Origin of the sequence: Rhizobium sp. LjRoot98 (assembly GCF_964252935.1) — a bacterium.
In the GTDB taxonomy this organism is placed as follows: domain Bacteria; phylum Pseudomonadota; class Alphaproteobacteria; order Rhizobiales; family Rhizobiaceae; genus Pararhizobium.
The window spans coordinates 74,696-98,996 of sequence record NZ_CAXUPW020000003.1 but is presented as its reverse complement, the minus strand read 5'-3'; the positions used below and the strand labels follow the sequence as shown (position 1 = coordinate 98,996).

23 protein-coding genes are annotated in these 24,301 nt (G+C 58.0%); 11 read left to right on the top strand and 12 right to left on the bottom strand.

The window, feature by feature from the left end; translation table 11 throughout:
- Positions 1–93 precede the first annotated feature (93 nt).
- Both ACSQ3J_RS12385 and ACSQ3J_RS12380 read left to right on the top strand, forming a co-directional pair.
- Complete coding sequence (locus ACSQ3J_RS12385; protein WP_060502519.1) at positions 94–795, top strand: DUF1013 domain-containing protein; 702 nt, start codon at positions 94–96, stop codon at positions 793–795.
- 279 nt (positions 796–1,074) lie between these two features.
- On the top strand, positions 1,075–2,106 hold the full coding sequence (locus ACSQ3J_RS12380; protein WP_060502518.1) for a purine-nucleoside phosphorylase: 1,032 nt from the start codon (positions 1,075–1,077) through the stop codon (positions 2,104–2,106).
- Between the two features lie 157 nt (positions 2,107–2,263).
- Here ACSQ3J_RS12380 and ACSQ3J_RS12375 read toward each other — a convergent pair whose 3' ends face one another.
- Complete coding sequence (locus tag ACSQ3J_RS12375) at positions 2,264–4,171, bottom strand: propionyl-CoA synthetase (protein WP_060502517.1); 1,908 nt, start codon at positions 4,169–4,171, stop codon at positions 2,264–2,266.
- 116 nt (positions 4,172–4,287) lie between these two features.
- Positions 4,288–4,947: a YggS family pyridoxal phosphate-dependent enzyme gene (locus tag ACSQ3J_RS12370; protein ID WP_060502837.1), complete on the bottom strand. Its 660-nt coding sequence runs from the start codon at positions 4,945–4,947 to the stop codon at positions 4,288–4,290.
- Positions 4,948–5,158: 211 nt separating this feature from the next.
- Between ACSQ3J_RS12370 and leuS the strand changes: the two genes are divergently transcribed.
- From leuS to holA, 3 genes are read left to right on the top strand one after another with little or no spacing between them, the layout of a single operon-like run.
- A complete protein-coding gene (gene leuS / locus ACSQ3J_RS12365) occupies positions 5,159–7,789 on the top strand; it encodes a leucine--tRNA ligase (protein ID WP_060502836.1) in 2,631 nt (876 codons plus the stop codon).
- Entirely contained in the window at positions 7,776–8,309 is a 534-nt protein-coding gene (gene lptE / locus ACSQ3J_RS12360) for an LPS assembly lipoprotein LptE (protein WP_060502516.1), read from the top strand. Before leuS ends, lptE begins: the two co-directional genes overlap by 14 nt.
- Positions 8,310–8,334: 25 nt before the next feature.
- Entirely contained in the window at positions 8,335–9,369 is a 1,035-nt protein-coding gene (gene holA / locus ACSQ3J_RS12355) for a DNA polymerase III subunit delta (RefSeq protein WP_060502515.1), read from the top strand.
- Positions 9,370–9,426: 57 nt separating this feature from the next.
- Here the strand turns inward: holA and ACSQ3J_RS12350 are convergent, their stop codons facing one another.
- From ACSQ3J_RS12350 to hemE, 8 genes are all read right to left on the bottom strand, one after another.
- Positions 9,427–10,314, bottom strand: coding sequence for a ParB/RepB/Spo0J family partition protein (locus tag ACSQ3J_RS12350; RefSeq protein ID WP_060502514.1), 888 nt, complete (start codon positions 10,312–10,314; stop codon positions 9,427–9,429).
- A gap of 45 nt (positions 10,315–10,359) precedes the next feature.
- Complete coding sequence (locus ACSQ3J_RS12345) at positions 10,360–11,154, bottom strand: ParA family protein (RefSeq protein WP_060502513.1); 795 nt, start codon at positions 11,152–11,154, stop codon at positions 10,360–10,362.
- A 14-nt stretch (positions 11,155–11,168) separates the two neighbouring features.
- Complete coding sequence (gene rsmG / locus ACSQ3J_RS12340) at positions 11,169–11,807, bottom strand: 16S rRNA (guanine(527)-N(7))-methyltransferase RsmG (protein ID WP_060502512.1); 639 nt, start codon at positions 11,805–11,807, stop codon at positions 11,169–11,171.
- Positions 11,804–13,687: a tRNA uridine-5-carboxymethylaminomethyl(34) synthesis enzyme MnmG gene (gene mnmG, locus ACSQ3J_RS12335; protein ID WP_060502511.1), complete on the bottom strand. Its 1,884-nt coding sequence runs from the start codon at positions 13,685–13,687 to the stop codon at positions 11,804–11,806. Before mnmG ends, rsmG begins: the two co-directional genes overlap by 4 nt.
- A 92-nt stretch (positions 13,688–13,779) precedes the next feature.
- A complete protein-coding gene (gene mnmE, locus ACSQ3J_RS12330; RefSeq protein ID WP_436039339.1) occupies positions 13,780–15,099 on the bottom strand; it encodes a tRNA uridine-5-carboxymethylaminomethyl(34) synthesis GTPase MnmE in 1,320 nt (439 codons plus the stop codon).
- 168 nt (positions 15,100–15,267) lie between these two features.
- Positions 15,268–16,533: a transcription termination factor Rho gene (gene rho / locus ACSQ3J_RS12325; protein ID WP_099050890.1), complete on the bottom strand. Its 1,266-nt coding sequence runs from the start codon at positions 16,531–16,533 to the stop codon at positions 15,268–15,270.
- Positions 16,534–16,727: 194 nt separating this feature from the next.
- Positions 16,728–17,267 (bottom strand): protoporphyrinogen oxidase HemJ, encoded by a 540-nt coding sequence (gene hemJ, locus ACSQ3J_RS12320; protein ID WP_112834680.1) that lies wholly within the window; start codon positions 17,265–17,267, stop codon positions 16,728–16,730.
- The gene (hemE, locus tag ACSQ3J_RS12315) at positions 17,264–18,298 is read right to left on the bottom strand and encodes a uroporphyrinogen decarboxylase (protein WP_060502509.1); all 1,035 of its coding nucleotides are present in this window, start codon (positions 18,296–18,298) and stop codon (positions 17,264–17,266) included. The genes hemJ and hemE overlap by 4 nt, the downstream gene beginning before the upstream one ends.
- A 405-nt stretch (positions 18,299–18,703) precedes the next feature.
- Between hemE and ACSQ3J_RS12310 the strand changes: the two genes are divergently transcribed.
- Genes ACSQ3J_RS12310 through dnaQ form a run of 5 tightly spaced genes read left to right on the top strand, consistent with a single transcriptional unit; the run spans position 18,704 to position 22,305 of the window.
- Positions 18,704–19,528: a pyruvate, water dikinase regulatory protein gene (locus ACSQ3J_RS12310; protein ID WP_060502508.1), complete on the top strand. Its 825-nt coding sequence runs from the start codon at positions 18,704–18,706 to the stop codon at positions 19,526–19,528.
- A gap of 30 nt (positions 19,529–19,558) precedes the next feature.
- Positions 19,559–20,158 (top strand): Maf-like protein, encoded by a 600-nt coding sequence (locus ACSQ3J_RS12305; RefSeq protein WP_112834681.1) that lies wholly within the window; start codon positions 19,559–19,561, stop codon positions 20,156–20,158.
- Complete coding sequence (locus ACSQ3J_RS12300; protein ID WP_060502506.1) at positions 20,151–21,011, top strand: shikimate dehydrogenase; 861 nt, start codon at positions 20,151–20,153, stop codon at positions 21,009–21,011. The genes ACSQ3J_RS12305 and ACSQ3J_RS12300 overlap by 8 nt, the downstream gene beginning before the upstream one ends.
- Positions 21,008–21,601, top strand: coding sequence for a dephospho-CoA kinase (coaE, locus tag ACSQ3J_RS12295; RefSeq protein ID WP_436039262.1), 594 nt, complete (start codon positions 21,008–21,010; stop codon positions 21,599–21,601). The genes ACSQ3J_RS12300 and coaE overlap by 4 nt, the downstream gene beginning before the upstream one ends.
- Positions 21,601–22,305, top strand: coding sequence for a DNA polymerase III subunit epsilon (dnaQ, locus tag ACSQ3J_RS12290; protein WP_060502834.1), 705 nt, complete (start codon positions 21,601–21,603; stop codon positions 22,303–22,305). Before coaE ends, dnaQ begins: the two co-directional genes overlap by 1 nt.
- Positions 22,306–22,359: 54 nt before the next feature.
- On the opposite strand, the gene secB is transcribed toward dnaQ, so the two are convergent.
- Positions 22,360–22,848 (bottom strand): protein-export chaperone SecB, encoded by a 489-nt coding sequence (gene secB, locus ACSQ3J_RS12285; RefSeq protein WP_162246337.1) that lies wholly within the window; start codon positions 22,846–22,848, stop codon positions 22,360–22,362.
- A 78-nt stretch (positions 22,849–22,926) separates the two neighbouring features.
- Complete coding sequence (locus tag ACSQ3J_RS12280) at positions 22,927–23,454, bottom strand: FxsA family protein (RefSeq protein ID WP_060502503.1); 528 nt, start codon at positions 23,452–23,454, stop codon at positions 22,927–22,929.
- A 138-nt stretch (positions 23,455–23,592) separates the two neighbouring features.
- On the opposite strand from ACSQ3J_RS12280, the gene ACSQ3J_RS12275 reads away from it, so the two are divergent.
- The gene (locus ACSQ3J_RS12275; protein ID WP_060502502.1) at positions 23,593–24,291 is read left to right on the top strand and encodes a Tim44/TimA family putative adaptor protein; all 699 of its coding nucleotides are present in this window, start codon (positions 23,593–23,595) and stop codon (positions 24,289–24,291) included.
- Positions 24,292–24,301: the final 10 nt, after the last annotated feature.

Sequence of the window (24,301 nt, the reverse complement as noted above, 5' to 3'; positions counted from 1 at the left end):
ACGAGGGTATAGAGGCGCTAATTTCCCGGAAATTAAGTGGTTACACCCCCACGGCCCGCGACACCGGCGCGGACGGACAGAAGGACTATATCCATGGCTCAACAACTGCTTATGCCCAAAGCGACGGCCGTATGGCTTGTTGACAACACTGCCCTGTCGTTCGAACAGATCGCCACGTTCTGCAAGCTGCACCCGCTGGAAGTCAAGGCAATTGCCGACGGCGAATCCGCGCAGGGCATCAAGGGCCTCGATCCGATCGCCACCGGTCAGCTGTCGCGCGACGAGATCGCCCGCGCCGAAGCCAATCCGAACCACAAGCTGAAGATTTCCGAACCGAAGGTTCGCGTCCCGGACAGCAAGCGCAAGGGCCCGCGCTACACCCCGGTTTCCAAACGCCAGGACCGCCCGAACGCCATTCTGTGGCTGGTACGCAACCATTCTGAACTGAAGGATGCCCAGATCTCGCGTCTCGTCGGCACCACCAAATCGACGATCGAGCAGATCCGCGAGCGCACCCACTGGAATTCGACCAACCTGACAGCCATGGACCCGGTTACGCTTGGTCTCTGCACGCAGATCGACCTCGACCTGGAAGTTGAACGCGCCAACAAAGGCCGTCCTTTGCCAACCGCAGCCGAACTTGGCGCCACTCTGGAAGCCTCGAAGGAAACGGAAAAGCTGCCGTTCTCCTACGATCGCGAAGAGGAAAAGGAAATCGACGCCGACGCCGTCTTCTCCAAGCTCAAGGCCCTCAAGTCCGATCGCAAGGACGAAGACGAAGACGACGCCTTCTGATTGGAGAATATAGTTTCCAACAACAAAACCCGGATCGGCTGATCCGGGTTTTTTGTTTTCTGCGGCATGTACTGACGGTTAAAACGGCAATCTGCCTTGGGAAGGCTCAAATAGATCCGGCAACAATCGCCGGAGCGGCTCAACTGGCCACATACCCGGGCTTGCGATCATTCCAGCGATGGGGAAGGATAGCGGGCACGAATCTTGCTTCGCTCTCAGTATCGGTCTGCCCCGCCTTGGGGCAAATCGTTTCCCTTCACGCCAAATCCAGGATCCCGCATGCCTCGTCTCCTTTCCGTCCTCGCGCCGATCGCGGCTGCAGCCTCGGCTGTTCTTTCCACGGCCACGATCGCTTCCGCCGCAGATGCCGTTGCGCCAAAAGTTCTCGTCGTCACCATGTTCGGCGAAGAAGCCAAACCCTGGATCGAAGCGCGCAAGCTTGAGACGAAGATAAAGGTTCCGGGCCTTTCGAAGGAATATCCGGATGTCGCCTGCGACGCCGAGGGCCTGTGCGTCATGACGACCGCCATGGGCTTCGCCAATGCCGCAAGTTCCGTATCCGCCGTGGTCTACAGCGGTCTTTTCGACCTCAAGCAGACCTACATCCTGATCGCCGGCATTGCTGGCGTCGATCCGAACGACGCAACACTCGGCTCCGCACTCTGGGCTCGCTATGCCATCGATGGCGGCTTGCGGCACGATATCGACCCGCGCCAAATTCCCGCCGACTGGCCAAACGGCATGGTCGCGCTGGGCGCCAAACATCCGGGCGAGAAACCCAAATGGGGTTCGGGAACCGAAGTCTACAAGCTCGACGAAGCATTGCTCGAAAAAGCGTTTGCGTTGACAAAGACGATCGAACTCGCCGACGGCGACAAGGCAAAAGCCTACCGCGCCACCTACCCGGCAGGCCCGGGCAGCAGCGCCCCGATCGTCGCGATCTGCGACACGGTCTCCATCGACACCTACTGGCATGGCTCGAAGATTGCCGAGGGCATGCAGGAATGGGCGTCCTTGGTGACCGACGGCAAGGCGAACTATTGCACCACCCAGATGGAAGACAACGCGTCACTGACGGCACTGCGCCGAGGCGCTGACGCCGGACTTGTCGATTTCAACCGGATCGCCCTTTTACGCACCGCCTCCAATTTCGACCGCGAGGCACCGGGACAGACAGCTGTCGAATCCCTATCGGCAGAGTCCGGCGGCTTTCTTCCCTCCACCGCCAATGCCTACCGTGTCGGCTCGACATTTGCGAATGCCGTCATCACTGATTGGGCTGAATGGTCAAAGGGCGTACCCGGCAAATAATGGCAACAGAGATGCACCCGATCGCCGATGGCGATCGGGTGTCCGGCATCCATGTGGAAGCAGAGTTTTGGAGCCCACTGGCCAGCGGAGCCTCACCTCTCTCCGATCGAGGCTCTGACCATCATCCCGGACTCCGGCTAATGGTCGTTGCCTGTTGCTAGAGACCGATACCGCGCGTCTGCAGCACCGCGGCGATTTCGTCGAGCACGGCCGGATCGTCGATGGTCGCCGGCATCTTCCAGTCTTCGTGATCGGCAATCTTCTGCATCGTGCCGCGCAAGATCTTGCCCGAACGCGTCTTGGGCAGACGCTTGACGCAGATCGCCATCTTGAAGGCTGCCACAGGGCCGATGCGCTCACGAACAAGACCAACGACCTCCCTCTCGATATCGGCTGTTTCACGGGAAACATTGGCATTGATGACCAGGAAACCGGCGGGCACCTGACCCTTGATCGGATCGGCAATGCCGATGACCGCGCATTCGGCCACATCGGCGTGGCTGGCGCAGATTTCCTCCATGGCGCCGGTGGAGAGGCGATGGCCGGCGACATTAATGATATCGTCGGTGCGCGACATGATGAAGATGTAGCCATCCTGATCGATATAGCCGGCGTCGGCCGTTCGATAGTAACCGGGGAATTCGGCAAGGCACGTGTCGTGAAACCGCTGATCGGCGTTCCAGAATGTCGGCAGGCAACCCGGCGGCATTGGCAGCTTGATGACGACATTGCCCAGCGTTCCGGATTCCACGGGGTGACCGGCGTCATCCAGCACCTGCACGTCATATCCCGGCAGCGGCACGGCGGCAGAGCCATACTTCACCGGCAGCAAACCGAGCCCGATCGGGTTTCCGGCCACGGGCCAGCCCGTTTCCGTTTGCCACCAATTGTCGATGACGGGAACACCGAGTTTCTCTTCTGCCCAGGCGACCGTATCCGGATCGGCGCGTTCGCCCGCCAGAAAGAGGGCCTTAAAACTCGACAGGTCGTAACGGTGGATCAATTCGCCCTGCGGATCCTCCTTGCGGATGGCGCGAAAAGCAGTCGGCGCCGTAAACAGCGTGGTCACGCGATGCTGTTCGATCACGCGCCAATAGGCGCCAGCATCGGGCGTGCCCACCGGTTTTCCTTCATAGAGGATTGCCGTCGAGCCGTTCAGCAGCGGCCCATAGACGATGTAGCAGTGGCCAACGACCCAACCGATATCAGATGCCGCCCAAAACACCTCGCCCGGCTTGATACCGAAGAAATGCTGCATAGACCATTTAAGCGCGACCATGTGGCCGCCATTGTCACGCACGACGCCTTTCGGCTGGCCCGTAGTTCCCGACGTATAGAGGATATAAAGCGGATCAGTGGCCAGAACCGGCGTGCAGGGCACGTCGGCGCCTTGCTGTTTGGCTGATGTAACAGCGGCGGCGAAGTCTATGTCGCGGTCCGCTTGCAACTCGGCCTTCAACATGGACCGTTGAAAGACAAGGCAATGCTCCGGCTTGTGCCGGCTGATCTCGATCGCCGCATCGAGCAACGGCTTGTAGGCAATCGTTTTACCAGCCTCGATGCCGCAACTGGCCGATAGGACCAGCTTTGCCTCGCAATCGGTGATGCGGGTTGCCAGTTCACTCGCCGCGAAACCACCGAAAACAACGGAGTGAGTGGCACCAATACGGGCCGAAGCGAGCATGGCGAACACGGCCTGCGGGATCATCGGCATGTAGATGATGATCCGGTCGCCCTTGCCTATCCCCAGATCGCGATAGACGGAAGCGAGCGCCACGACCTCATCAAGCATGGCCCGGTAGGTCCAGTGTTCGACGGTGCCGGTCACCGGACTGTCGTAAATCAACGCGTTCTGATCGCCGAGCCCCACTGCTACCTGGCGATCGAGGCAATTGAAACAGGTATTGGTTTCACCCCCGGGAAACCAGCGCCCGTAAACGCCCTGACCGGGATCGAAAACCCGATCGAACGGCTGGAACCAGTCAATCTCGCGGGCTGCTTCGGCCCAGAATGCCTCCGGCTCCTGTTTCCATGCACTGTAAACACCGGAATAGCTGCTCGCCATTGCCGTCTCCTCCACTTCCATACCGGATGAACCGGCCTCCGCAGAGAAGCATAGGAGATTGCCGGAGCAGGGAGAAGCCAGACGAAAGCGTTAGACCTTCAGAACGAGCTGACGGTTCAGCGTGTCCCGAAGATCGCCGAGCCGACACGAACGCTGGTGGCGCCAAACTGTACGGCAATATCGAAATCGCCGGACATACCCATGGAGAGCTTTTTCAGGCCGCACCGTTCTGCAAGCTTGGCAAGCAGCGCGAAATGCGGGCCGGGATTTTCATCCGCCGGCGGAATGCACATCAACCCTTCCACCGGAATGCCGATCGTTTCTCTGCACAGTGTGACGAAAGCCACGGTATCATCCGGTGCGATGCCTGCCTTCTGCGGCTCAAGCCCGGTATTGACCTGGACATAGAGGCGAACGGGCTTGCCTTGCCGTGTGATTTCCGCCGCAATGGCACGAGCGATCTTCTCGCGATCGATGGTCTCGATAACATCGAATAGCGCTACGGCATCCGCCGCCTTGTTGGATTGCAGCGGGCCGATCAGATGAAGCTCGATGTCAGCGGTTTCCGCCTTCAGCTCCGGCCACTTCCCCTGCGCTTCCTGGACGCGGTTTTCGCCGAAAGTCCGCTGGCCTGTTGCAATCACGGGACGGATAGCATCGGCATCGAAGGTCTTGGAGACCGCAACCAGCGCAGCGGTTCCAAACGGACGACCAGCGGCATCCTCTGCATCGCGAATCCGGCTCAAGACATCATTCAACCGTTCTTCCACGTTCATCGCCATCATCTCCATCACTTTCAGCCTGAGGGGCGCAATAGTCAAACTGAACAGGACTGCCAAGCCGTAATCACCGGATGTCGGCCAAATGCTTCAAAGTTTTGCCTCAAAGCCTTCCAAAACTTGACGCTACGCTTGTTTCATGGTGAAGGTCACGCCAAATATCCAGGGGACTGATTTCCCCTCGCCCAATTTCCGGAACATCGATCATATGGCTACCGAACGTTACAATCCGCGCGATTCTGAACCCCGCTGGCAACAGGAATGGGAAAAGAACAACGTCTTCACCACGGACAACACCGATCCGCGCGAAAAATATTACGTCCTCGAGATGTTCCCGTATCCGTCGGGCCGGATTCACATGGGCCATGTCCGCAACTACGCCATGGGCGACGTCGTGGCGCGCTACAAGCGGGCACGCGGCTATAACGTCCTGCATCCGATGGGCTGGGATGCTTTCGGCATGCCGGCGGAAAATGCCGCGATGGAACGCGGCGTGCACCCGGCCGCCTGGACCTACCAGAACATTGCCTCGATGAAGGCGCAGCTGAAGGTCATGGGACTGTCGCTTGACTGGTCGCGTGAGTTCGCCACCTGCGACGTCGAATATTACCAGCATCAGCAGCACCTGTTCGTGGATTTCCTCGAAAAGGGCCTCGTCTACCGCAAGCAGTCGAAGGTCAACTGGGATCCGGTCGATAACACCGTTCTGGCCAATGAACAGGTGATCGATGGACGCGGCTGGCGCTCCGGTGCCTTGGTCGAACAGCGGGAACTGACACAATGGTTCTTCCGCATCACCGATTTCAACCAGGACCTGCTCGATTCGCTCGACACGCTGGATCAGTGGCCGGAAAAGGTCCGTCTGATGCAGAAGAACTGGATCGGCCGCTCCGAGGGTCTGACCATCCGCTGGGAAATCGTTCCAGGCACCGGTGCAGCAGACACGACCGAAGTCGCCGTCTACACGACCCGGCCGGACACGCTGTTTGGCGCCTCCTTCCTGGCCATTGCCGCTGATCATCCGCTGGCGCGCCAGGCGGCGGCCGGTAACGCAGAGATCGAAACCTTCTGCGAGGAAACCCGCCGCGCCGGCACATCGCTGGCAGCGCTGGAAACGGCTGAGAAAAAGGGCATCGATACCGGCATCCGCGTCAAGCACCCGCTTGACCCGAGCTGGGAACTGCCGGTCTACGTCGCCAATTTCGTGCTGATGGACTATGGTACCGGCGCGATCTTCGGCTGCCCGTCTGGCGACCAGCGCGACCTCGACTTCGCCCGCAAGTACGGACTGCCGGTTGTTGCCGTGGTGATGCCGAAGGACGGCGACGCTGCAAGCTTTACGATTGGCGATGAAGCCTATGTCGGCGACGGCGTGATGATCAATTCACGCCATCTCGACGGCCTGACGATCGAAGAAGCCTTTGACAAGGTGGCCTCGGGCCTGGAGCAGGCCTCGCTCGGCAATGCACCGCAGGCTGAGCGCAAGGTCAATTTCCGCCTGCGCGACTGGGGCATTTCCCGCCAGCGCTATTGGGGCTGCCCGATCCCGGTTATCCATTGCGACGATTGCGGCGTCGTCCCCGTGCCAAAGGCTGATCTGCCGGTCAAGCTGCCTGATGACGTCACTTTCGACAAGCCGGGCAATCCGCTCGACCGTCACCCCACATGGCGTCACGTGTCCTGCCCGCAATGCGGCAAGGACGCACGCCGCGAAACCGACACGATGGACACGTTCGTCGATTCCTCCTGGTATTTTGCCCGTTTCACGGCCCCATGGGAAAGCAAACCGACCGATCCGGCAGCAGTCGATCACTGGCTGCCGGTCGACCAGTATATCGGCGGCATCGAGCATGCGATCCTGCATCTGCTCTATTCACGCTTCTTTACCCGGGCAATGAAGGCCACGGGGCATGCCGGTCTCGACGAGCCCTTCAAGGGCCTGTTCACCCAGGGCATGGTCGTGCACGAAACCTATAGCCGCGGGCAGGGCGCTCAGCGCGAATGGGTGACGCCGGCCGAAATCATCATCGTCGAAACCGACGGCAAGCGGCAGGCAAGCCTAATTGAAACCGGCGAACCCATTACCATCGGTTCGATCGAGAAAATGTCGAAATCGAAGAAGAACGTTGTCGATCCAGACGATATCATTGCTTCCTATGGCGCTGATACCGCGCGCTTCTTCGTACTTTCCGACTCGCCCCCCGATCGCGATGTGATCTGGTCGGAAGCCGGCGTCGAAGGCGCCCACCGTTTCGTCCAGCGCCTGTGGCGGCTGGTGTCCGAAGCGTCGGACGCACTGAAAGCCGTTGAAGCAAGACCCGCTTCCACTGGTCCTGCTCTGGCGATCTCGCAGGCCGCCCACAAGACGCTGAAAGCCGTTCAGGCGGACTATGACAAGCTCGCCTTCAACAAGGCCGTGGCGCGGCTCTATGAGCTCGTCAATACCCTTGCCAATCCGCTGACGCAGGTTGCGACGGGAACAGCGGATCAAGAGACCACAGCGGCCGCCAAGGATGCCGTGTCGATCCTGATCAGCCTGGTCGCTCCGATGATGCCGCATCTCGCCGAGCAATGCTGGCAGGAGATCGGCGGAGCGGGCCTGGTCGCCCAGACGGCCTGGCCGGCCTACAGCGACGCGCTGGTTGCCGAAAACGAAGTGACCATGCCTGTGCAGATCAATGGCAAGAAGCGCGCCGATTTGACAATTGCGCGGGATGCAGATCAGACTGCAATCGAAGCTGCCGTTCTGGCGCTCGAGCCGGTCAAGACCGCATTGAACGGACAAAACCCGAAAAAGATCATCGTCGTGCCGCAGAGGATCGTGAATGTCGTTGTCTGAAAAAGCTCAAAGATACGCGCAGATTCTGGCTTTCGGCACTCTTGCGGTCCTCGCCGGTTGCCAGGTCAAGCCGCTCTACTCGGATGGCCCGCAAGGCAAACCGGCAAAAGCACTTGCATCGATCGAGATTTCCGAAGCGGACGACCGTGTCGAGCAGGAAGTCCGCAATGCGTTGATCTTCCTGACATCGGGTGGTGCTGGCGAACCGAAGAACGCGCAATACAAACTGGCTTTGAACGTCACCAGTGAAATCCAGGGCGTTTTGTATGATCAGGACACCACCGACGACAATACCGACACCGCCGGTGCTGGCCGCGTCGTCGTCGCCGCCGACTATAATCTGACACGTGCCGATACCGGCGAAACCGTTCGCTCCGGTAACCGTACGGCCGTCTCGCTCGTCGACTTTCCGGACCAGGAATTTGCCAAGGTTCGGGCGAGACGCGATGGCGAAAAGCGGGCTGCCAAAGAACTGGCCGAGATCATCCGCGCCGATCTCGCAGCGGCACTCGGCCGCTGACCTATCAGCGGCCTAAGGTGGCGGTATGACCGAAATCAAATCGCACGAATTCGAGCAGTTCCTGCAGCGCCCGCTGCGGGACAACCGCATCTACCTGATCTATGGCCCCGACCGTGGCCTCGTCTCCGAGCGCGCCGGGCAGATCGCCGCAAAAAGCGGCGTCGCGCTCGACGATCCCTTTTCCCTGATCAGGCTTGACGGTACAGACCTTCAGCAGAGCCCCGGACGCCTGCTCGACGAGGTCAACACGATCGGCCTCTTTGGCGGTGAAAAACTGGTCTGGATTCGCGCTTCGGGCACCGAAAAAATGCTGGTTGATAGTCTCACCGTGCTGTCGAAGGAACCTCCGCAGGCGAGCTATGTCATCATCGAGGCCGGCGATCTCAAAAAGGGAACAGGTGTCCGCAAAATCGGTGAAACCAGCCGGTCGATCGTATCGATCGCCTGCTATAGCGACGACGCCCGGGCAGTCAATGCGCTTATCGACCAGGAACTGGGGGCCGAAGGCCTGCGTATATCACCGGCCGCACGGGAGCGGCTGAATGAGGCTCTTGGCGGCGACCGTATCGCCTCACGCAACGAGATCCGCAAGCTGGCACTCTATTGCCGCGGCATGGGCTCGATCGAAGAGGACCACGTGCTGGAAATCGTCGGCGATGCCAGCGCCGTTTCGGTCGATGACGCCATCGATGCCGTTCTCAAGGGCGACGCCGACGGTCTTCAGCACGCCATCCGCAAGATAGCCGCGTCCAAGACGGCAATCTTTCTCGTACTTCAGGCCTGTTTGAAGCAGTTTCAGTTGCTGGATCTGATGCGCGCCGAGATGGACGACAAGCGTCAGCAGCCAACGCAGGTTGTGGCGGCACTCGGCCGCCATCTGCACTTCCGCCGCAAGCCCCTGATCGAAGCTGCGTTGAGAACCTGGACGCTTCCGGCAATCCGGCGGGAACTCGGAAGGTTGCAAGCGGCAATTCTCCAGAGCCGTACCCGTCAGAGCCTGGAGGACAGCATCGCGATGCAGACATTGCTGGCAATCACGTTGCAATCCGCCCGCAGATAGAATTCATCTATCTGATATTCCTACATTTTCTCTATTTGTTTCGAGTCCGAATCGATATCAGCGCCGTTCGAGCAAGCGGCAGATCTCTTCCAGCTGGTCGAGCGTCTTGTAGGAAATCCGCAACTGTCCACCGGAAGCCTTGTGATTGACCGTCACGTCCAGACCGAGGCTATCGGAAAGGGTACGCTCAAGCGCCAGCGTATCGGCGTCCTTTTCCTCCTTGGGGGAAGGCTTGCCATAGGATGGATCGCTCTGGGCGCGGATATCGTTCTGCGCCAACCGTTCCGTATCACGCACCGACAAGCCCTTGGCGACGATTGAGCGGGCGAGCGTGACCGGATCGGACGTCGGGATGAGGGCGCGTGCGTGGCCCGCCGACAAGGTACCCGACGACAGCATATCGCGGACGGGCTCCGGCAGCTTCAGCAACCGCAGACTATTGGCCACATGGCTGCGGCTTTTGCCGATGATTTCACCAAGGTCGTTCTGCGTATATCCGTGCTCAGCAATCAGTTGATCATAACCAAGCGCTTCTTCAAGCGGGTTGAGATCGGATCGCTGGACATTTTCCACGATGGCGATTTCCAGGGCGGTGCGGTCGTCGACATCACGAACGATCACCGGGATATCGGTAAAGCCTGCCAGCTGGGCGGCACGCCAACGGCGCTCGCCGGCGATGATTTCATAGCGTTCATCGGCAATGGTGCGAACGACGACAGGCTGGACGATGCCGTGCTGCCGGATGGAGCTTGCCAAATCCTGCAGTTCAGCTTCGTCAAAGGTGCGACGTGGATTACGCGGATTGCGAGCGACAAACTCGATCGGAATACGTCTGTCAGCATTGACCGGGGCAACAGGGGTGCTTGCCTGCAAAGGCTGGTCCATTTCGCCGATCAACGCCGCGAGGCCGCGGCCAAGTCTTCTTCTCGAATTGTCGTCATTCATCGTCAGTACTCACACTTATCGTTACGATGTCGAATCGATTGCGGTTCAAGCTGCCTTGCGCAACCGCTCCCGCTGGATCACTTCCGATGCCAGCTGAAGGTAGGCCTGGCTACCGGCACATTTCAGATCGTAGAGAATTGCCGGCTTACCATAGGAAGGCGCCTCGGAAACCCGCACATTGCGGGGGATCAACGTATGGTAGACCTTTTCACCGAGATGGGTCCGGACGTCGTTAACGACCTGCTGCGCCAGATTGTTGCGGGAATCGAACATGGTCAGCACGATACCCTGGATATCCAGGGTAGGATTGACCGACCGCCGAACCTGATCGACGGTCTCCAGCAACTGGCTCAACCCTTCCAAGGCAAAGAACTCGCATTGCAGCGGAACGAGCACCGAATGTGCAGCCGCCATTGCGTTCATCGTCAGCAGATTGAAGGATGGCGGGCAATCGACAAGCACGTAGGAATAAGCGAGTGCTTCAGGTGAGGCGAGTGCCTTGCGTAAGCGAAAGACCCGGTCGCTGGCCGCCGAAATTTCCATTTCTATGCCGAGCAGATCCATGGTCGATGGAACGATCGACAGATTGGGAACCACGGTATCCTGAACGATCTCGGCGACATTGTGGGAACCGATCATCAACTCATAGGAAGACAGCTTTCGATCACGCCGTTGAATGCCAAGTCCGGTGCTGGCATTGCCCTGCGGGTCCAGATCAACGATCAGGACCTTTTCGCCAATAGCCGCCAAAGCGGTTGCAAGATTGATGGCTGTCGTGGTTTTGCCCACGCCACCCTTCTGATTAGCAATGGTGATAATTCTGTTCTTCTCGCCTATCATGCCGCATTCCGCCGTTATTGAGTTTTCCGCGAAAGATTTGCGATTTCGAGAACCACAGAGTCAGGCTCGACGACGCTTTGATGTTTTACCAGATCAAACTGGAAGCGGCTAACGGCTTTGTCGACTTCCTGCTGATAATCCCGGCCTTTATGGAAGAACGCGGGCGGTTTGTGCTCTGCAGTCATCCACGGAGCACAATATTCAAGAAGTTGGTTGAGATCTGCGAGTGCACGGGCCGAAATCACATCGCATTGAGGAATAGTAGCAACCGCATCTTCAATCCGAATCGGATGCACGGAACCGCGAGCTCCGGTTTCATTCAGCGCCACACGAAGGAACGCCGCTTTCTTGTTATTGCTTTCGACGAGATGCACCCAGCCATCCCCGAGCTCCGCCAGGAAAATGGCAGTAATAATGCCAGGAAACCCGCCACCGCTGCCAAGATCCACCCATCGCTTCGGCCCCGGAGACAATTGATAGATCTGAGCGCTGTCGGCAATATGCCGTTGCCACAAATCCGACAGCGTCGATGGCGCCACAAGATTGATTGACTTGGCCCATTTTTGGAAAAGACTGGCAAAATGTTCGAGCCTATCCGACGTTTCACGTGAAACACGCAATCCGTTTAGCTCACTGGAAGGACTCGCAATCATTGAATCGCCTGTTTGAAATGCTCTGTCTGGCTGTGACTACCCTTGCGCATATGCGCCAGGATCAGTGATATGGCAGACGGGGTTATCCCGTCCACTTTCATGGCTTGCGCCAAATTACGCGGTTTCGCTGCCTTCAGTTTGTGCTTCAGTTCGTTTGACAGACCGGAGAGAGATTGGAAATCAAAGTCCTCAGGGATGACCCGGCTTTCCTCGCTACGAACGCTGGCAATATCTGATGCCTGCCGATCCATGTAAACCGCATAGGTAGCGTCTATCTCAAGCGCCTCGGCCAGCTTACTATCGATCGAATTCAGTTCTGGCCAGACCGTACTCAGCGACTGTATCGAGTGTTCGGCATAGGAAAGAAGCTCGAACGCGGAACGGCGTTGGCCGTCCAAATTCAGTTTCAGTCCATGTGTGCGTCCCTCGGTTGGCGTCACCGTCAGCGACTTCAACAGCTCTCTATTGCGATCGATATCTGCAATCCATTGAGCGAACTTGGCAGTGCGCCCGGTCGAAACACATCCAAGCGCAATCGCTTCCGGCGTCAGTCGAACGTCCGCATTGTCAGCTCGGAGTGAGAGGCGGTACTCGGCACGCGATGTAAACATCCGGTACGGCTCGGCCACCCCACGCGACGTCAGATCGTCGATCATCACACCAATGTACGAATTGGTGCGGCTGAACAGATAGGGTGTATTGCCGGCACAGAGCAGCGCAGCATTCAAACCGGCGACCAATCCTTGCGCACCGGCCTCCTCATAACCGGTCGTGCCATTGATCTGTCCAGCGAGGAACAGCCCGGGGATTTTGCGGACTTCCAAGGATAGCGACAGCTCGCGCGGATCGACATGATCGTACTCGATAGCATATCCCGGCTGGATGATGGTGACATGCTCCAGGCCCGGGATTGTTTGGATGAAGGCCTGTTGCACATCTTCTGGCAGGGATGTTGAAATCCCGTTCGGATAGACGGTATCATCATCAAGCCCTTCCGGCTCCAGGAATATCTGATGGCCGTCGCGTTCGCCGAACTTGACAATCTTGTCTTCGATCGACGGGCAATATCGGGGGCCGACACCTTCGATCTGTCCAGAATACATTGCCGACTTGAGCAGGTTATCCGAGATGATCTTGTGCGTTGCGTCGGTAGTCCGCGTTACGCCGCATTCAATCTGACGGTTACGAATGGCGTCCGTCATGAAAGAGAAGGGAACTGGATCCTCATCAGCGCCTTGACGCCCGACAGATTGCCAGTCGATGGTCTTGCCATCGAGTCGGGCGGGCGTCCCCGTCTTCAATCGTCCCAAACGCAAACCAAAACGTTCAAGCGTTCCGGACAACCCGGTGGAGGGCTCTTCGCCAACACGGCCGGCCGGGATCTTGCGATTGCCAATATGGATGAGACCACGCAGAAAGGTGCCGGTGGTCAGTACCGCGGCGCCACAGGAAATGGTGCGCCCGTCAGCGAGAACGATTCCACTAACGCGGCCTTTATCCAACTGCAGATCAAACGCATCGCCTTCGATAACGTGGAGGTTTTCGATCGCTGCGATCTCGACTTGCATGGCCTGGCGATAGAGTTTTCGGTCCGCCTGGGTGCGCGGGCCGCGCACAGCGGGACCTTTTCTGCGGTTTAACAACCGAAACTGTATTCCGGCGGCATCAGCCACGCGGCCCATGAGGCCGTCCATCGCGTCAATTTCCCGTACGAGGTGACCTTTACCCAGACCACCAATGGCCGGATTACAGGACATAACTCCAATCGTATCCCGCTTATGCGTCACCAAAGCCGTTTTGGCTCCCATGCGCGCGGCAGCACTGGCCGCCTCGCAACCGGCATGGCCGCCGCCGATAACCACAAGATCATAATCGAACATCAAAAACCGTCTCCATCACGGTGTTACGGAAGCGAATCGTTTCACGTGAAACATTTGTTGAGACTCGCCAACGTTGTATGCGCAGTTGTATCTCACTTGCCGATGCAGAATTCGGAAAAAATGACTCCGAGAAGATCCTCGACATCAACCCGGCCGGTAATTCTCCCGAGAGCATCGCCAGCTTGCCGCAAGTATTCTGCCTGAATATCAAGTCCGCGATTTGATTGCACCAAACTCATCTCGATCGCTGAGAGCGTTTGTTTGAGGCAACTTACGTGCCGCTTTCGTGTCGGTAACGATAACGCGTTCCGGCCGGAGAGATCGGGCAGTTGCTCTACAAGAAGTTCTAGAAGCCGGTCAATCCCCGCGCCCGTCTCAGTTGAGATCAGCACGTCGGCATCGGCCTTATCCCATAAATCGGGGGACCGATCAATCTTCGTGCCGATCCGGATAAGCGGTTTTGTCCGCTGGTCCTCGCCCAGAGCGGCAAAGCCATGGGGCGTATCTGCCAGCAAGAGAACAATGTCAGCCTGGTCAATGCTCAGATAGGCACGCCGGATACCTTCCTGCTCTACTCTATCATCGGTCTCTCGCAGGCCAGCCGTATCAAATAACTGAACACGGAATCCGGCTAAGGATAAATCCACCGAAAGAATGTCCCGCGTCGTACCGGCAATATCAGTGACGATAGCAACATCGCGGCGCGCGAGGTGGTTGAGCAGGCTCGACTTTCCGGCATTCGGTTCGCCGGCAATGACGATCTTCAAACCGTCCCGGATAATCTCCGCAACACCAGCCCCGTCGAGATGCGCTTCGATCTCGGTTTTCAACAGGCGCATATCCGCCCAGATTCGATCAGCGACGGAGCCCGGTACGTCATCCTCGTCAGCGAAATCCAGCTCAGCTTCGATCATCGCCCTGGCATGGGTCAACCGGCGGGCCCAACCGTCATAGACCATCGAGAGATGGCCACTGGAATGCTCCTGCGCCAACCGCCGCTGCATCTCGGTTTCGGCAGCAATCAAATCGGCAAGGCCTTCGATTTCGACGAGATCAAGTTTACCATTGTGAAATGCACGGCGAGAAAACTCGCCAGCCTCGGCATGCCTCAGGCCCGGAAACAGCTCAAGTTCAGCGAGGATCGCATTGACCACCGCGCGGCCGCCGTGAACCTGCAGCTCGGCGCAGTCTTCGCCCGTAAAGGAGGCTGGTGCTGCAAAATGGAAAATGAGGCCCTGATCAAGCACATCACCGTTTCGATTGCGAATCGATCTGAGCACAGCCTGGCGCGGTAACGGCAGGGAACCGCACAAGGCGGTCAGAACGTCCGGCGTATGAGGTCCACTGATGCGAACGACCGCAACACCAGCCGGCAACGCACCGGAGGACAGGGCATAAATCGTATCGGACAGTGGCTGCTGCGACTGGTTCAATTTAAAGTCCTTGCGTGCTGGTCCGCCAGATAAGTGATTTCTTTTCATCACATTTGGAATCCGGGCAATGAATCCGGCTATCTAGTTTGCGCCAGAAACACAAAAGCCCAGGATAAACCTGGGCTTCGTGCAAAATATGACCGACGGTCAGGTGTTCATCGAATCGAAGAAATCACCATTGGTCTTGGTCTGCTTCAGCTTGTCGATCAGGAACTCGATCGCATCGGTCGTTCCCATCGGGGCAAGAATACGGCGCAGAACGAAGATCTTCTGCAGATCCTGACGCGGTACCAACAGGTCTTCCTTACGGGTACCCGACTTGAGGATATCCATCGACGGGAAGATACGCTTGTCAGCGACCTTGCGGTCAAGAACGATTTCGGAGTTACCAGTGCCCTTGAATTCTTCGAAGATGACTTCATCCATGCGGCTACCGGTATCGATCAGGGCCGTCGCGATGATCGTCAGCGAGCCGCCTTCCTCGATATTACGGGCGGCACCGAAGAAGCGCTTCGGGCGCTGCAGCGCGTTGGCATCCACACCACCGGTCAAGACCTTGCCCGATGACGGAACGACCGTGTTGTAGGCGCGGCCGAGACGGGTGATCGAATCCAGCAGGATGACGACGTCACGACCGTGTTCGACAAGGCGCTTCGCCTTCTCGATGACCATTTCAGCGACCTGGACGTGGCGTGTTGCCGGCTCATCGAAGGTCGAGGAAACGACTTCGCCCTTCACCGAGCGCTGCATGTCGGTGACTTCTTCCGGCCGCTCATCGATCAGGAGAACGATCAGATAACATTCCGGATGATTGGCGGTAATCGAATGAGCAATGTTCTGAAGGAGAACAGTCTTACCGGTGCGCGGCGGCGCGACAATCAGGCCACGCTGGCCCTTGCCGAGCGGCGCAATCAGATCGATGACGCGGGCGGACAGGTCCTTCGAGGTCGGAACCTCCAGTTCCATCTTGAAACGCTCGTTCGGATAGAGCGGCGTCAGATTGTCGAAATGGACCTTGTGGCGGATCTTTTCAGGATCCTCGAAATTGATCGTGTTGACCTTGAGAAGTGCGAAATAGCGTTCGCCCTCTTTTGGGCCGCGGATCGGGCCTTCGACCGTATCGCCGGTCTTCAGCGAGAAGCGGCGGATCTGTGAGGGTGAGATATAGATATCGTCGGGACCGGGCAGATAGTTGGCGTTGGCCGAGCGCAGGAAGCCGAAGCCGTCCTGTAGCACCTCGACGACGCCTTCGCCGATAATTTCGACGTCCTGACTTGCCAGCATTTTCAGGATCGCAAACATCAGTTCCTGCTTGCGCATGACACTGGCGTTTTCGACCTCAACCGACTCGGCAAAAGCCAGGAGATCGGTTGCAGTTTTGTTTTTAAGTTCTTGAAGCTTCATTTCAGCCATGAAGGGGACCACACTTGGAATTCGGAAAGGAAAGTCGGCGTGCTTGATGTAAGGGGAGCTGCAGCGGAAGGGGCAGGCTCGTAACGTTTACACATGCCACGAAAGAGGAGATGGCGGGAAAATAGCGACTCACTCGTTGCGCCGCAAGGGGGCAACGAAAATTACCGGAAGTTTCCTTCTACAACGCGGCCGGATCAAAAAGGTTTCACCACTGCCATGATGACGATGAGGATCATCAGGATTGTCGGCGCTTCGTTCATCAGCCGCCAATAACGGGCGCTACGGGTGTTTTCATCCCGGGCAAAAGCTCTGACCGCACGGCTGAACATCACGTGGACCCCGGTCAGAAGAATAACCAGCAGAAGTTTGGCATGCAGCCAGCCGCCCTGAAAACCATAGACGCTCCACGCAAGATAGAGGCCAAGCACCCAGGTGATCATCATCGCCGGGTTCATGATGACCTTCAAGAGCCGCTGTTCCATCATCTTGAAGGTTTCCGACTGTTCCGAGCCTGGTGCCGCGTCGGTGTGATAGATAAACAGCCGCGGCATGTAGAGCAGGGCGGCCATCCAGGACATCACGGCAATGATGTGCAGCGCCTTGATCCAGAGATAGAGATTATCCGGTTGCCAGACGAACAGCCCGGCCAAAAGCGCGACGAACAAGCCGATCGCGATGAAGGCGCGGGTACGCGCTTTTTTCCCTGGCCGGATATCCGTCTGACGCTCGATCATTGGCCCATCCCGCGAACACGGGCGACCAGTTGAGAAACATGGTCGGGATTGGCCTGTGGTGTAATACCGTGGCCGAGATTGAAGATCAGCGGCCCATTTCCAAGCTTCTGCAGGATCGCATCGATCCCGTCATCCAGCGATTGTCCGCCGGCCACCACCCGCATCGGATCGAGGTTGCCCTGAACAGGACCATCCCTCTGCAGCTCGGCGGCAAACGACAATGGCACGGACCAGTCGAGACCGATGGCATCGGCGCCGGTTGCCTGGCGGTAATCCTTGAGCAGAATTCCAGCGCCCTTGGCAAAGGCAATGATCTTCGCCTGAGGGCGACGGGAACGAACGCTGTCGATCATCCGGCGCACCGGATTGACGGCGTAGCGGCGGAATTCTTCCTCGCCCAGAACGCCGGCCCAGGAATCGAAGATTTGAACTGCATCCGCACCGGCATCGATCTGTTCGACCAGATAGTCCGCAGAGACCTCAGCAAGCACCGCCAGCAGCCGATCGAACGCTTCGGGGTTCTGATAGGCAAAAAGCCGTGCCGGGGCCTGGTCGGGCGTTCCGTGCCCGGCAATCATGTAGGTGGCAACTGTCCAGGGCGCGCCACAGAAGCCGAGTAGCGTCGTTTCATCCGGTAGTTCCCGGCGCAAACGGCGAACCGTCTCCATGACCGGCTGCAAATGGGCGGATACGGGCTTCACATCGAGTGAGGCAATTTCCGAAACGTCGATCGGATCCATACGTGGTCCATGCCCTTCTTCGAAGCGAACATTACGCTTCAGGGCATCGGGAATGACGAGGATGTCAGAAAACAGGATGGCTGCGTCAAACGCATAACGCCGGATTGGCTGCAGCGTCACCTCAACAGCCATATCGGGCGAATAACAGAGATCGAGGAAGCTTCCGGCCTTGGCTCGTGTCTGCCGGTATTCGGGAAGATATCGACCAGCCTGCCGCATCAGCCAGATTGGGGGAGGTGAGAGTGTTTCACCCTTCAACACCTGTAGGACCTTACGGCTTTGCGCAGTCACCGGACACGTTCTCCCATTCTAAAAGATATCTATATCTAAGAATTCTATTTCTTAGAGTCTGTGACTATCAAGGATTAAACCCCGTCCGACTCTTTTCCACATGCTGGCCCGTTCAATAGAATCTCTTGGCCGATTTTGCCATGCGACAGATAGGAGCGGGAACAAACTTGAAAAAATGATGAAGAGTCATAAGGTTCGCTCATCATGTGCGTCGGCAAACGAATGTGGATGGCTTGTGGATAACGTTGCGGCTTCAAAGCGTGATGAGTCTTCTCCACATGCTTCAGGAATCCAGTTCCCCGGAATCCAGATTGTGAATAACCCGCAGGTTTTCCCCTTGCCTTTGAACCTCGCCGGTCCTTAGCTATCGCTGTCCCGGTTTATCAACAGCCCTCGGAGAATAGCGTGGAGAACCAGAAAAACTATTTCCACCTGCACCTGATCTCCGATTCGACCGGCGAAACGCTGATCGCCGCGGGCAGGGCGGCCGCCTCGCAATTCCAGTCGGCGCATGCGCTTGAGCACGTCTATCCGCTGATCCGCAATCGCAAGCAGTTGATGCAGGTGATGGAAGCGGTCGATGGCGCGCCTGGGATCGTGCTCTATACGATCGTCGATCGCGAGCTTGCCGACATTATCAATGTGACCTGCAAGGAGATGGGGCTGCCCTGCGTCTCGGTTCTGGAGCCGATCATCGATCTCTTCCAATCCTATCTCGGCGCGACCTCGCGGCGGCGGTCCGGTGCGCAGCATGTGATGGACGCCGATTATTTTGCCCGCATCGATGCGCTGAATTTCACCATGGATCATGACGACGGCCAATTGCCGGCGGATTTCAATGATGCGGATGTCGTGCTTGTCGGGATCAGCAGGACATCGAAAACGCCGACCAGCATCTATCTCGCGAATCGCGGCATCAAAACCGCCAACATCCCGATCGTTCCCGGCGTCTCGCTGCCGGACCGGTTGATGGAAGCAACCAAGCCGCTGGTGGTGGGCTTGATTGCGACGGCGGACCGGATTTCACAGGTTCGCCAGAACCGTATCCTGGGTACTGCGACGCATAGTTATCACGCCGAGGACTATGTCGACCGTGCCTCTATTACTGAAGAATTGAAATATGCGCGGTCGATTTGCGCCCGCAACAACTGGCCGATGATCGATGTGACGCGCCGCTCGATCGAGGAAACCGCCGCCGCCATCGTTGCCCTACGGCCCCGCCTGCGTTAAGGCGAATCCGGTCAAACAGGATAAATGACAATGGCAGGTTCTCTTGTCCTCGCTTCGGCGAGCCCGTTCCGTCGCATGCTGCTGGAAAATGCCGGCATCGCTTTCCAGGCGAAAGCAGCCGATATTGACGAGCGGGCGATTGAAGGCGAGGTCGAACGGCAGGGGTCGTCGCCGGAAGAGGTTGCGCTGATCCTGGCCGAAGCCAAGGCGAGAAATGTCGGGGAGGCTTTTCCGGACGATATCATCATCGGCTCGGACCAAACCATGTCGCTCGGTGCCAGGGTCTACCACAAGCCCCGCGATATGAATGAGGCGCGCGATCATCTGCTATCGCTGTCCGGCCGGGTTCATCAGTTGAACAGCGGCATTGTGCTGACACGCGGACATGACATTCTTTGGAAGCATGTGTCTTCGGCACGGATGTCGGTTCGGGCTCTAAGTCCGGAATTTATCGACGCGCATCTCGCCCGCGTCGGAAAAAAGGCACTCTCCAGCGTCGGCGCCTATCAGCTCGAAGGCGAGGGCATCCAACTTTTCGATAAAATCGACGGCGATTATTTCACCATTCTCGGGCTGCCTATGCTGCCGCTGCTCGCAAAACTCAGGGATCTACGGGTGATCGATGCGTGATTCACGTGAAACATTTGTTAACCACGCCTTCGTCACGGGCTATCCGATCAAGCATTCGCGCTCTCCGCTGATCCATGGATATTGGCTGAAACAGCTTGGTTTGCCGGGAAGCTACAAGGCTCATGCCGTATCTCCGGAGGGGTTCCCCGATTTCATCGCGTCGCTGAAAAATGGCCAATCCGGTTTCACGGGCGGCAATGTGACGATCCCTCACAAGGAGCTGGCTTTCGCCCTGTCCGACCGGCCGGATGCGTTGAGCACTGAACTCGGCGCTTCCAACACATTGTGGATCGAAGACGGCCTGGTGCATGCGACCAATACGGATGGGCATGGCTTTAGCGCCAACCTTGATGAACGCGCTCCGGGCTGGGACCAATGTCAAACCGCTGTCATTCTTGGCGCTGGCGGTGCCAGTCGGGCGGTGATCCAGGCGGTGCGCGATCGGGGCGTCAAGACAATCCATGTCGTCAACCGCACGGTTGATCGCGCCCGGGAACTCGCCGACCGGTTTGGGCCAGCCGTGCATGCGCAGCCGATGGCTGCGCTGGCCGAGGTCATGACCGGAGCTGGCCTTTTCATCAACACTACGTCGCTCGGGATGGATGGGACGGAAGTGCCGCAGATCGATTTTACGGTCATGGCTTCCAGCAGTATCGTGACGGATATTGTTTACGTGCCGCTGAAGACGCCGATCCTCGCACAAGCCGAGGCACAGGGTTTTGCCACGGTCGATGGGCTTGGCATGCTGCTGCACCAGGCCGCACCCGGGTTCGAGAAATGGTTCGGCAAGAGGCCGACGATCGATGAGACCCTGCGCCAGATCATCATCGATGATATGGCGAGCCACGCATGATCATCCTCGGGCTCACCGGATCGATCGGCATGGGCAAGTCGACCACGGCTGCGATGTTTGCCGAGATGGGTGTGCAGGTGAATGATGCCGATGCGGTCGTGCACGCCCTCTATCAAGGTGAAGCTGTGGCGCCGATCGAGGCGGCATTTCCGGGAACGGCGAAGGCGGGTTCGGTCGACAGGACCGAACTCTCCCGGCAGTTGGCTGCCGATCCATCCTTGTTCAAGACGCTGGAAGCGATTGTCCATCCGCTGGTGCGCGAGAAGGAGCGGGCGTTTCTCGATCATCATCGAGCGGCCGGTGCGCCACTTGTCCTCCTCGACATCCCGCTTCTGTACGAGACGAATGGCCAAAGCCGCGTCGATGCCGTCGCCGTCGTCACCTGCGATCCGGAGATCCAAAGGGAGCGGGTGCTGAAAAGACCGGGGATGACGGCGGAAAAATTCGCCCTCATCCTCTCGCGTCAGGTCCCCGACCAGGAAAAACGTGCGAAAGCCGATTACATCATCGATACGGGCCACGGACTTGATTCGGCCCGCGACCAGGTGGCGGCGATCGTCCAGAGGCTGACAAGCCAGAAGAGGCCATGATGCGCGAAATCATTTTCGATACGGAAACGACAGGTCTCGACAACAAGCTCGATCGGGTCATCGAAATTGGCGGCATCGAACTCGACAATCATTTTCCAACCGGCCGCAGCTTTCACGTCTATATCAATCCGGGCGACCGCAAGGTGCATCCGGACGCGCTGGCTATCCATGGCATTTCCGACGAGTCGCTGAAGGACAAGCCGAACTTTGCCGGTATCGTCGATGAACTGCTCGAATTTTTTGGTGACGCCCGATGGGTAGCGCATAACGCAACCTTCGACATGGGTTTCATGAATGCCGAATTTACCCGGCTGGGCCTACCGGTAATCACCAACGATCTGGTCACGGATACGCTCGCACTCGCGCGCCGCAAGCATCCAATGGGTCCGAACTCGCTCGATGCGCTTTGCCGTCGCTATGGCGTCGATAATTCGCACCGGACGAAACACGGCGCGTTGCTCGACTCCGAGCTTCTGGCGGAAGTCTATATCGAGCTGATCGGCGGGCGGCAGACAACGTTCGGTCTGCACTCCAGCGACAATGGCGGTCAGGCTGACGAAGCCGACGAGGCTATCGCGGTTGCCGGGCAACGGCCACGTCCGCTTGGTGCGCGCCTCACCGTTGGCGAGGCCGACGCCCATGCAGCCCTTGTCGCGAAGATGGGCGCCAAGGCTATCTGGGCAAAATACGAACCGGCCAAATAAAAATGCCCGGTCGAAACCGGGCATTGAAACAATCAGATCCAGATTTCAGCCAAATCAGTTCGCGGTGGTGGAAACCTGCGAGCGAACCTTTTCCTCAGCCATACGCTGGGTGAACATCTGGGCAAAATCGATCGGGTCGATCATCAGCGGTGGGAAGCCGCCGTTGCGTGTCGCGTCGGAAACGATCTGGCGGGCAAACGGGAAGAGCAGGCGCGGGCACTCGATGAAGAGCAGCGGCAGCATGTGTTCCTGCGGGAAACCGGTAACGCGGAAAACGCCGCCATAGGAAAGCTCGACATTGAACAGCATCTTGTCGCCGTCCTTGGCTTCTGCGTTCAGTGTCAGGATGACGTCAAATTCCGCATCCGACAATGGATTGGCGTTGACGTTGACATTGATGTTGATCGCCGGAGCCTTTTCGCGTGCCTGAAGCGAACGCGGCGCACCCGGGTTTTCAAAGGAAAGGTCCTTGATGTACTGGGCCAGGATGTTCAGGGACGGGCTTTCGGCAGAGCCGTTTGTCGGGGATGCGGTATCGGTCATAAGGCCATTTCCTTCGGACATGAAATTTGGTGAGGCATCTAGCATTTCGCACCCGGGCTTACAACCCGGTGCCGCCGTTCACTTGAGGCGGTCGCGCTCGTTGGGATCGGTGCGGCCCCGGCCATCGGTGCGGGAAAATTCGTCGTCGTCGAGGTCGATCACCTGGGGACCCCCATTGCGGGAAGCGCCACGCTCCGGTTCCGGGCCGCGAGAAAAGCCACGCGAGCCTCCCGCCATGCCGGTTGTAACGATCGTCAGGCGGTTCTTGACGAACGACCAGCCAAGATCCCGAACCGCCGGTATGAACAGCAGCAATCCGATGATGTCGCTGATGAACCCCGGAATGATCAACAGCAAGGCGGCGATCACGATCATGACGCCGTGCACCAATTGCCGGCCTGGATCCGTGCCGGTTTGTGATGCCTGCTGTATCTTTCTAAGAACCCCGAACCCCTGGATACGCAACAAAAGCGCGCCAGCAACGGCACTGGCCAGAACAAGAAGAAGCGTCATGCCGACGCCGATTTCACGGCCGACGACGATGAAGGTCGCGATCTCCGCGATCGGCATCAAAAGGAAAAGAATCGGGATGATCAGGGAGCGCATTGATATCTACTCAGGTGAATATGATTGAGCCGAACCGCACCGGCAATTGCAAAGAAGTGATATAGCCATTTGAATGATCGTGTCATGCAGACTATATGGGATGATCGCACGGCATATTAACAGCGGTTCTGGGTGGAAATGGGCTCTTTCGACTTCGTCACATTGTTTTTCTTGGTCGCCGCGGTGATCATATTCCTCCAACTGCGCAGCGTCCTGGGCAAGCGGACCGGCAACGAACGTCCGCCGGTCGATCCCTATTCGCCGCGCGAAGCCGCCGATGGCCCTGAAGCGTCCGGCAAAGTGGTGCAATTGCCACGCCGCGATGGCGCCGGCGAGGAGATTTCCCGTTACGCCGAGATTGATGCCTTCACAAAGGCTGGCACGCCGCTGAACGACGCACTGCGCCGCATGGTCGATAACGATCCGTCCTTCGATCCGAAGGAATTCGTCAATGGCGCCAAGATGGCCTATGAGATGATCGTCATGGCTTTCGCCGATGGCGACCGCAAGACGCTCAAGGGTCTCTTGTCCCGCGACGTCTATGACGGTTTCGACGCCGCGATTTCCGAACGCGAAAGCAAGGGCGAAGTCGTCAAGTCTACCTTCGTCGGCATCGAGAAGGCCGATATGGTGCATGCCGAGATCAAGGATAGCGAAGCCAACATCACGCTGCGCATCATCAGCCAGCTGATTTCCGCGACCTATGACAAGGCCGGCGCGATCGTCGATGGCGATGCCGAAGCGGTTTCCGAGGTCAACGATCTCTGGACCTTCGCGCGCGATACCCGTTCCCGCGATCCGAATTGGAAGCTGATCGCGACGGAATCGGAAAACTGATCAGGACGTA

What these genes read in the sequence shown, in the direction of transcription:
- ACSQ3J_RS12275 (WP_060502502.1), top strand. Translation starts at nt 23,593, where the DNA reads ATGGGCTCTTTCGACTTCGTCACATTGTTTTTCTTGGTCGCCGCGGTG.
- ACSQ3J_RS12380 (WP_060502518.1), top strand. Translation starts at nt 1,075, where the DNA reads ATGCCTCGTCTCCTTTCCGTCCTCGCGCCGATCGCGGCTGCAGCCTCG.
- ACSQ3J_RS12350 (WP_060502514.1), bottom strand. Translation starts at nt 10,314, where the DNA reads ATGAATGACGACAATTCGAGAAGAAGACTTGGCCGCGGCCTCGCGGCG.
- ACSQ3J_RS12280 (WP_060502503.1), bottom strand. Translation starts at nt 23,454, where the DNA reads ATGCGCTCCCTGATCATCCCGATTCTTTTCCTTTTGATGCCGATCGCG.
- dnaQ (WP_060502834.1), top strand. Translation starts at nt 21,601, where the DNA reads ATGCGCGAAATCATTTTCGATACGGAAACGACAGGTCTCGACAACAAG.
- rho (WP_099050890.1), bottom strand. Translation starts at nt 16,533, where the DNA reads ATGGCTGAAATGAAGCTTCAAGAACTTAAAAACAAAACTGCAACCGAT.
- ACSQ3J_RS12375 (WP_060502517.1), bottom strand. Translation starts at nt 4,171, where the DNA reads ATGGCGAGCAGCTATTCCGGTGTTTACAGTGCATGGAAACAGGAGCCG.
- ACSQ3J_RS12305 (WP_112834681.1), top strand. Translation starts at nt 19,559, where the DNA reads ATGGCAGGTTCTCTTGTCCTCGCTTCGGCGAGCCCGTTCCGTCGCATG.
- ACSQ3J_RS12345 (WP_060502513.1), bottom strand. Translation starts at nt 11,154, where the DNA reads ATGATAGGCGAGAAGAACAGAATTATCACCATTGCTAATCAGAAGGGT.
- coaE (WP_436039262.1), top strand. Translation starts at nt 21,008, where the DNA reads ATGATCATCCTCGGGCTCACCGGATCGATCGGCATGGGCAAGTCGACC.
- lptE (WP_060502516.1), top strand. Translation starts at nt 7,776, where the DNA reads ATGTCGTTGTCTGAAAAAGCTCAAAGATACGCGCAGATTCTGGCTTTC.
- mnmG (WP_060502511.1), bottom strand. Translation starts at nt 13,687, where the DNA reads ATGTTCGATTATGATCTTGTGGTTATCGGCGGCGGCCATGCCGGTTGC.
- ACSQ3J_RS12370 (WP_060502837.1), bottom strand. Translation starts at nt 4,947, where the DNA reads ATGAACGTGGAAGAACGGTTGAATGATGTCTTGAGCCGGATTCGCGAT.
- rsmG (WP_060502512.1), bottom strand. Translation starts at nt 11,807, where the DNA reads ATGATTGCGAGTCCTTCCAGTGAGCTAAACGGATTGCGTGTTTCACGT.
- hemJ (WP_112834680.1), bottom strand. Translation starts at nt 17,267, where the DNA reads ATGATCGAGCGTCAGACGGATATCCGGCCAGGGAAAAAAGCGCGTACC.
- ACSQ3J_RS12300 (WP_060502506.1), top strand. Translation starts at nt 20,151, where the DNA reads ATGCGTGATTCACGTGAAACATTTGTTAACCACGCCTTCGTCACGGGC.
- holA (WP_060502515.1), top strand. Translation starts at nt 8,335, where the DNA reads ATGACCGAAATCAAATCGCACGAATTCGAGCAGTTCCTGCAGCGCCCG.
- secB (WP_162246337.1), bottom strand. Translation starts at nt 22,848, where the DNA reads ATGACCGATACCGCATCCCCGACAAACGGCTCTGCCGAAAGCCCGTCC.
- ACSQ3J_RS12385 (WP_060502519.1), top strand. Translation starts at nt 94, where the DNA reads ATGGCTCAACAACTGCTTATGCCCAAAGCGACGGCCGTATGGCTTGTT.
- leuS (WP_060502836.1), top strand. Translation starts at nt 5,159, where the DNA reads ATGGCTACCGAACGTTACAATCCGCGCGATTCTGAACCCCGCTGGCAA.